General features: G+C 55.7%; 4 protein-coding genes. 3 read left to right on the forward strand and 1 reads right to left on the reverse strand.

Features of this window, described 5'->3' with window-relative positions:
• Nucleotides 1-611: Na+/H+ antiporter NhaA (locus tag QZ554_RS07460; protein ID WP_297195513.1), on the reverse strand; the 611-nt coding region annotated here is incomplete at its 3' end.
• Nucleotides 612-1,078: 467 nt separating this feature from the next.
• On the opposite strand from QZ554_RS07460, the gene QZ554_RS07465 reads away from it, so the two are divergent.
• From QZ554_RS07465 to QZ554_RS07475, 3 genes are all read left to right on the forward strand, one after another.
• A complete protein-coding gene (locus QZ554_RS07465; RefSeq protein WP_297195515.1) occupies nt 1,079-2,422 on the forward strand; it encodes a TIGR00341 family protein in 1,344 nt (447 codons plus the stop codon).
• 485 nt (nt 2,423-2,907) lie between these two features.
• Nucleotides 2,908-5,778, forward strand: a complete 2,871-nt coding sequence (locus QZ554_RS07470) for a pitrilysin family protein (RefSeq protein WP_297195517.1) — start codon at nt 2,908-2,910, stop codon at nt 5,776-5,778.
• A gap of 111 nt (nt 5,779-5,889) precedes the next feature.
• The coding region (locus QZ554_RS07475) for a SusC/RagA family TonB-linked outer membrane protein (RefSeq protein WP_297195519.1) at nt 5,890-8,420 on the forward strand (2,531 nt) is incomplete at its 3' end.

The raw sequence follows: 8,420 nt of genomic DNA on the forward strand, positions 1-8,420 counted from the left end.
AGCAGGGCAAAGCCGATGCCCAGCGGAAGCCATGCGATATGCGAGCTATAGAAGAGCGCAATGACGATAATCCCACCAATATCATCCACTACAGCTAGAGCGGCTAGGAAGATACGTAGCCCCTTAGGCACCCGAGGGCCGAGGGCTGTGACCACAGCGAGCGCAAAGGCTATATCGGTAGCCATCGGGATAGCCGCCCCGATCGACTGGGGGTGCTCATGTGCTACAGCTAGGAAGAAGAGAACGGGGACAACCATCCCCCCTAGGGCAGCGATCACAGGCAGCAGAGCCTTCTTGGGCGAGGAGAGCTCCCCTACGAGGAGCTCCTGCTTGATCTCCAGCCCCACGAGGAAGAAGAAGATCGCCATCAAAGCATCATTGACCACCTGACTCACGGTCATCGTATGCCCTGCATGCTTGAAGAGCTCTACCCCTCCGACTATAATCTGTACGGGGTAGTTTAGAAAGGCATTATAGGCTTCACTCCATCGGGAGTTGGCGATCACGATCGCAGCGATCGTGGCGATGAAGAGCAGGACAGAGGGATTAGGACGATAGGCTCTGAGACGGCAGAGGAACGATCGGGGAACGTCAGGGGAAGATGTAGTCATTATCCTAGAGTGAATGCTTACGTTGTTTTATCAGTGAATGAAACTATTAGGTGATATATCTTAACTTGGACAAAATTAGTGAATATATGTGGACTTTCCGAGAAAGGTTAGCCCGAGGTATATACATACTAGAGAGCCCTACTGGGGATATACTTAGAGCGAGGTAGTGTACACGCGTGTATACAGTTGTGTACACATGAGTACACTAGTGTGTACACACGTGTATACTTTTCCCTCCTAGGTAGTAGGCATAGGTACTGCTATCGGGAGGATATACTCCTCTAACACTAGTGTTCCTCTGGCCTAGGTGGAGAGAATGGGAATAGGGCTAGTGGGTGCAATAGGGGCGATAGGACCAATAGGTGCGATAGGTGCAATAGGGCGAATAGGGCGAATAGGGCGAATAGGTCTAATGGGGCGAATAGGAGGTCAGGGGCTTTTTGTATACATTTGCCTCAAAAAAGGATATGTCACAAAATGAACGCACACTCTGGAGCGCACTGAAGGGATACTTCAATGCCCTCCCCGACCGAGAGGATGAGGCTGAGACGATCAGCCAGATCAGCAGTGGAGTACGCTTCCACGGTGCCAACCTTTGGGTCCTCATCTTTGCCATCTTCATCGCCTCGCTGGGGCTGAACCTCAATTCTACCGCCGTCATCATCGGTGCGATGCTCATCTCCCCTCTCATGGGGCCTATCATCGGGATGGGACTAGCGATTGGGATCGATGACTTCGACCTGCTGAAACGCTCGATCAAGAACTACCTCGTAGCGACTGCGATCAGCGTCCTCACGGCGACTATCTACTTCGTCATCTCCCCACTCAGCGAAGCGCAGTCCGAGCTCCTCGCACGCACCTCGCCGACGCTGTATGATGTCCTAGTGGCGATCTTCGGCGGTGCAGCAGGAATCCTCGCCCTTGCCACCAAGGGTAAGGGCAATGTGCTCCCCGGTGTCGCTATCGCCACCGCTCTGATGCCGCCACTCTGTACAGCTGGCTATGGGATCGCCGTTGGGGAGGTGTCCTACTTCCTCGGAGCCTTCTACCTCTTCTTCATCAACACGGTCTTCATAGCCCTCTCCACCGTCGTCGGGGTGAGGATGCTACGCTTCAAGCGCAAGGTCTTCGTCGACCCCAAGCGCTTGCAGAGGGTCAAGGGCTACATCATCGCCGTGACGATCATCACCATGCTCCCTGCGACCTACATGACCGTGGAGATCATCGGCAGAAGCGTACGAGACAGCAACACACAGCGCTTCATCCGCAACGAGTTCTCCTTCAGAGGCACACAGGTCATCTCCCACAGCCGCAATGATGAGAACAAGACCCTACATGTCGTCTCCGTGGGGAAGACCATAAGTGACGAGGATATCCGCCGTGTCAGCCTTCGGCTAGAGGACTACCACCTCTCCGACTATAGCCTGAGCGTCATCCAGGGCTATTCCTCAGATAGCCTCCTGCAGCTCGGCCAGCAAACACGAGTACACACCAATGAGGCTACTCAGATGCAGCTGATGGAGCAGACCAACGAGATCAATGCCCTACGTAGGCAGCTACAGTACTACACCACCTACGAAGACCTCGGCAAGGAAATCGCCCAAGAGGTCAAGGCCATTAACCCCAAGGTCGGCAGCATTAGTCTCTCCCAGATCATGGAGTCTCGCACCGACACCCTCGCTTCTCAGAGCTACACACTAGCTCTGGTAGACTGTAGTCACAGCCTCTCCCCTCAGGAGCGCACCCAGCTCCAGCAGTGGCTCAAGGCTCGCTCACGAGCCGACAGCCTACGTCTCGTCCTCACTCCCTAGCCAAGCCTTAGGAAGACAGAGAGATACACACCTCACCTACTCCATTATTATATATAGCCTCTGCTCCGAGACACGCACCCTCGGAGCAGGGGCTATGTTTCTTGTACTGTGTAGCCCTCCTTGTGGCAGGTGCGCTCCCGTTCTCGCAAAGACGGAAAAGGCTCGGCATATAGAGCCCAAATAGCACCCTAGCCCCTCTCAATCGATCAAGGGATATGTAGGCACCTACGCGAGATCGTAGTTCACACACCCTCACCCATGCCGACCTACGCAAGTAGCTCTGGTCGCCCCTACTACACTCATAGCCCTAAATGTACAGTGGGGTGTACATCAAACGTTATAAGGGAAAATGTGTATATTTGGTGTCAATGTGATTACAAGTGCATTAGGGTATCCTATGCCCCGACACAATCTTTGCCGGGATGAAATAGGGGCAAGAGGAGCCTAAAATGCTCACACCAATCAAACCTCATACTCTAAGAGTGATGATGATAACAAACCACAGCTCCTCCTGGAGGAAGCTCCTATTAGCTGGAGCGCTTGGAGCGCTTGGCTACCTGACATCCCCGCTAGGGGCACAGGTCGCCACACTACGCACAGGCAAGCTCCCCAATGGACTAACTTACTACATCAGCCGCGACGCTGGAGCCTCTGTAGGCACAGCGAACTTCTACCTACTACAGAATGTAGGAGCTCTGCTGGAGAACGACCAGCAGAATGGGCTTGCCCACTACCTCGAGCACATGGCATTCAATGCCACTCGACACTTCCCCTCAGGCGTCATGACTTACCTACGGCAGCGTGGCCTCTATGGCTTCGATGCCCGTACGGGACAGGATGAGACCCGCTATAGTATCCTCGATGTACCCACTGATGCCCCTCGGCTCACCGACTCGGTACTGCTCATCCTACACGACTGGTGGGGTGGGGTAAGCATTACCCAGAAGGATACGGACAAGGAGCGTGGCATCATCATCGAAGAGTGGCGCAGTCGCAACAGCCTGCAGAAGCGTCTCAGCGATGCTATTGCCCCTGCGGTGTACAACGACTCTCAGTATGCCCGACGCAATGTCATCGGTTCGCTAGACGTCCTACGCACCTTCACCTACAAGGACATTCAGGCCTTCTACAAGACCTGGTACCGCCCAGACCTACAGTGCGTGATCATCGTCGGAGACATTGATCCTACAGCTTATGAGGCAAAGGTCAAGAAGCTCTTTGCTTCCCTCCCTGCCAATAAGAAGGGGCCCGCACGTCCTACCTTCACGATCGAGGACAATGCCCAGCCTCGCTACTTCAAGTTCATCGACAAGGAGAACCAATACCCCTCCTTCGGTCTCTACCAGCGTATCGCTACTCCTGCAGGACGACCTGCTCAGGAGCGCCGACGAGACTACCTACTCGGACAGCTCTTCAATAGACTAGCTCCGATGCAGTATGCCCGCCTACGCAACCGAGGCGTAGAGGGCTTCATCGCAGCTTCGGTAAGCTACTCCCCCCTCGTACGAGGCTACGCCCAGTTCGCTTGGGACGTCGTCCCCTACCCCGGTCACGAGGAGCAGGCACTCAAGCAGATGCTCTATGGGCGTACCCTTGAGGCAGCCTTAGGCTTCGACAAGGTAGACTTCGACAACGAGAAGCAGAAGCTCTATGATGAGATGAAGGAAATACTTTCGGATAAGCAGACCCTAGGCACTCCGGATAACTTCATGGACATCTACCGCAACAACTACCTCTACGGCACGCCGATGCAGGACTTCAGAGAGCAACTCGAGGAGAACCTCGAGACACTCGTTGAGCTAGAGTCCGAAGACCTCCGCCAGTGGGTGAAGGCAGCCTATACAGGCAACAAGAACCTAGCCTTCATCACCTACAACGCCACAGAGAGCGAGCCTGCGATCAGCCAGAAGACCTTCGAGACGATGCTGGAGAAGTACAGCGAACTAGGGTCTACGCAGCCCAAGAGCGAAGAAGAGGCTCCCATCACCAAGCTCATCGACTTCACCCTCCCCACAGGCAAGATCATCTCCGAGAAGAAGATCCCCAGCCTCGGGGCAACGGAGTGGAAGCTCTCCAACGGGATGCGTGTCCTCTACAAGCACCTACCCGAGGATCTCAAGGGTGAGATCTTCTTCCTCGCTTCTGCACCAGGCGGGCAGTCCATCGTGGCCAATAAGGACCTAGCGAGCTTCAGCGCTATGCAGAGCATGATCATGCAGTCAGGGCTCTATAAGTACAATCGTAACCAGCTCGCCTCTTGGCTACGTGGTCGCCCCCTAGATGTCAGCCTCACGATCAACCAGTATATGGACGGGATGCAGGCTCGTAGCAAGGTAGACGGCGCCGATGACCTCTTCAGCTATCTCTACCTCGTACTGCAGAAGCAGCGCTTCGACGAGCCCATCTTCACCAAGTGGCTCCAGCGCAAGCGTTACATCTATGCCTCCACCCCACAGGTCGGTCAGGCTGCTATCGACCAGCAGGTACGTGAGCTCCTCACCCCGATCACGGAGGCTAACCCCCGTCAGGATGATGCCTTCTTCACTCAGATGCGCCATGCCGACCTAGAGCGTCTCTACAAGGAGCACTTCGGCGACGCCTCGCAGTTCGCAGGCTGTCTCCTCGGGGATCTCTCCGAGGCTGAGGCAAAGCGTCTCGTCACCACTTACCTAGCAGCTCTGCCAGGTGATCCTCAGGCTGCTCGTCGCACCTACAAGGTCGTTGATCACAGCTCCCGTGAGCGTGTCATCGAGCGCACCTTCGAGGCTGACCTATCGGGTGATGTAGGCGAGGTCGAGCTCTCCTTCCTGGGCGACAAGAAGCTCACCGAGCGGGAGAGCCTAGCTCTATCCCTGCTGGAGGTCGTCCTACAGAACCGCCTCTTCGATGAACTACGTGAGCGTGACCAGGCTACCTATAGTGTCGCTGTGAATGCCAACTACACGACAGAGCCTATCGCCTCCTCGAGTCTCTCCATCCACTTCAGCACCTCCAGAGAGAAGGCCGATCAGCTCAAGGCTCGTACCTACGAGATCCTTCGCTCTATGGCCGCAGGGGGTATCACACAGGATGAGTTCAAGAAGGTACACGTCCCCCTCACCCTCGACGAGGCAGAGCGGGAGAAGCAGGCAGGGGATAAGATCGACCTCGGGGTCTGGATCGCCCTACTAAATAGCTATGCCGAGACAGGTGTCGTCCTTGACATGAAGGCAGAGAAGCGCAAGGATGAGGTAACCATCGCCGATATCACCGTCAGCGATCTATCTGCCATCCTCAAGAAGCTCCTAGACGAAGGCAAGCGCAGGGACATCGTAGTCAAGAGTATTGCTCCAGAAGACAAGAAGTGGGAGCACTAGTGTGCCTACCACCTCTACATACATAACTAGAAGGGAGGGGGTAAGCCCCTCGTCGGTCTCCCCCCTCCCTTTGCAGTAACAGGAACTAAGTCACATCTATATCTACCTCTTATGAGACCACGCAAGGGTACACATGCTCTGCTGGTAGGCCTCGCTTTGGGTGCACTCACCCTAGGGATAGCTTTGCCAGAGAGGGCACAGGCACAGGGACCTACCCAAACGATCTCCGTGTCATTTAAGGACAAGGAGGTCGCCTCCATTCTAGACTTCATCGCCTCCCGCACAGGCTACAAGATCACCTACGAACCTGAGGTGCGCACTGGGGGCTACAAAGCCACAGTCTCTCTGGACGAGGTAAGTCCAGAGAAAGCCGTCGAAGGCATCCTCAAGGGTACACCCTTCATCTACTCGATCGATGGGCGTACCATTCGTATCTTCCGCCCCCAGCAACAGACCTCTGCCAAGGCACAGGTCACAGGGGTCGTACGTGACCACGAAGGTCAGCCCGTCGCAGGTGCGAATGTGCGCATCCAGGGCACACAGCTCGGTGCACAGACTGGTGCACAGGGACAGTTCGCCATCAGCACGGATAAGAGTAGCGGGAAGCTCCTTGTCACATGCGTCGGTTATACCGAAGTAACCCTCCCCTTCACCCAGGGTACTCCGGTATCTGTCACCCTAAAGGAGGACGTCAAGAGCCTCGGCTCCGTGACTGTCATCGCCTATGGTAAGCGTAACACACGCGAGCTCACTGGATCGGTCGCTTCCATCAAGGCTGACCAACTCAAGGACAGCCCTGCACCCTCTATCGAGAGCCTCCTACAGGGGCAGCTCTCTGGTCTACAGGTCACCTCGCAGTCAGGTGCCCCAGGGGGTGGAGGTAATGCCATCTCCATCCGAGGAATCAGTTCGCTCAATACTCAGGGAGTCAATGACGGGAGCCCTCTCTTCGTCATCGACGGTGTCCCCCTCTCCAAGGCACCCGTAGCTGGTGGGATCAATGCCCTAGCAGGTCTAGACCCCTCAACCATCGAGTCGGTCGAGGTACTCAAGGACGCTGCCTCTGCCTCCCTCTATGGGTCTCGCTCGGGTAATGGGGTCATCCTCATCACGACGAAGAAGGGGAAGAGTGGCAAGGCTGAGTTCGGGATCAACTTCTCCCAGTCGATCTCCTATCTACCCTCTACACCTCTACAGATGCGAGGGCATGGAGAGCGTCTTGTACACCTCATGCTCGCCCGAGCACAGCGTATCGGACACTATGACTGGCGTACCGACCGTGTGACCTTCCCCAATAGCTATGCGGGCACCTACGGCTGGGGACCTTCCAACGATGGAGCCTATGACTACTTCTGGGCCAACGGGAACGTCCTCCCTCGTGAACAGCTCCCTCCTGCTTCGATCCAAGACTCGCTGAATACCTTCTACAACAACAGCACCAACTGGTGGAAGTACATCTTCCAGGTCGGGCACGTCACCAATGGCGACCTCTATGCCTCGGGGGGTAACGAGAATGTCCGCTACCTCATCAGTGGGGGGCTCTATGATGAGCGAGGGATACAGATCAACTCGGGCTTCCGCCGTGCGACCTTCCTCTCCAATCTCGATCTTCGCCTCTCGCCTAAGCTCAATGCCTTCACCCGCCTCAACCTCGCCTACAACAATCAGAATGCAGCCGACGGAGCCCACGCCCAAGGTCTAGGTGTAGACCCCAAGGAAGCTCCGACCGTCTTCCCAGGCCGAGGCTCCGAAGCTGAGCGTGCTGCCCTACAGCGTATCCGTGACATCAAGGCACGCAATACGATGTTCAATGCTCGTCTCTCCGTGGGCGCTGACTACGAGTTCACACGTGGACTGAAGTTCAGCACCTCTGCCTCTGCAGATGCTTACTTCGGGCAGAACCACATCTTCAAGCCCTCTTACCTCAACTACAATAGTCTCTCCTCTGTCGAGACCTCTCGCTCGATGATGGCCATGATCCAGTGGGAGAACCTCCTCTCCTACCGCTTCAGCCTACAGCAGCACAACTTCGACCTGCTCGCTGGGATGACGTACACCTACGACCTCATCGAGAAGCTCAGCGGACAGGCTCAGGGTGGCCCAACGAACCTAATCCATGAGATCGGTGAGGGCTGGCCTAAGACCCGTACCGTAGATGGTATGGTCGAGTCTCTACAGAGTGTGATGTCTGACCGACAGGATCAGGCTATGCTCAGCTACCTCGGTCGAGTAGCCTACAACTACAAGCGCCGCTATATGCTCGATGCCTCGATCCGCTTCGATGGCTCCTCTGTCTTCGGCAAGGAAGTACGCTGGGCACCCTTCCCCTCGCTTGGGCTGGCTTGGGCATTCAGCGAAGAACCCTTCATGAAGAACTTCTGGTGGCTAAGCTTCGGTAAGCTACGTGCTTCATGGGGACAGTCTGGACAGAAGTTCCAGGAGGCTTACCTCGCTCATGGTCTGATGGAGGAGAGTAACACCCACCTCGGCGAGCCAGGTCTTATCCCCAGCTCGATGGCCAATAGCCGTCTGACTTGGGAGAAGAGCAATCAGTATGACCTCGGGCTGGATGTAGACCTATTCAACAGCCGCTTCAAGGTCAAGCTCGACTACTACTACAAGTACTCCTACGACCTGCTCGT

It is taken from the genome of uncultured Porphyromonas sp. (genome assembly GCF_915070105.1).
In the GTDB taxonomy this organism is placed as follows: domain Bacteria; phylum Bacteroidota; class Bacteroidia; order Bacteroidales; family Porphyromonadaceae; genus Porphyromonas.

What these genes read in the sequence shown, in the direction of transcription:
- QZ554_RS07470 (WP_297195517.1), top strand. Translation starts at nt 2,908, where the DNA reads ATGATGATAACAAACCACAGCTCCTCCTGGAGGAAGCTCCTATTAGCT.
- QZ554_RS07465 (WP_297195515.1), top strand. Translation starts at nt 1,079, where the DNA reads ATGTCACAAAATGAACGCACACTCTGGAGCGCACTGAAGGGATACTTC.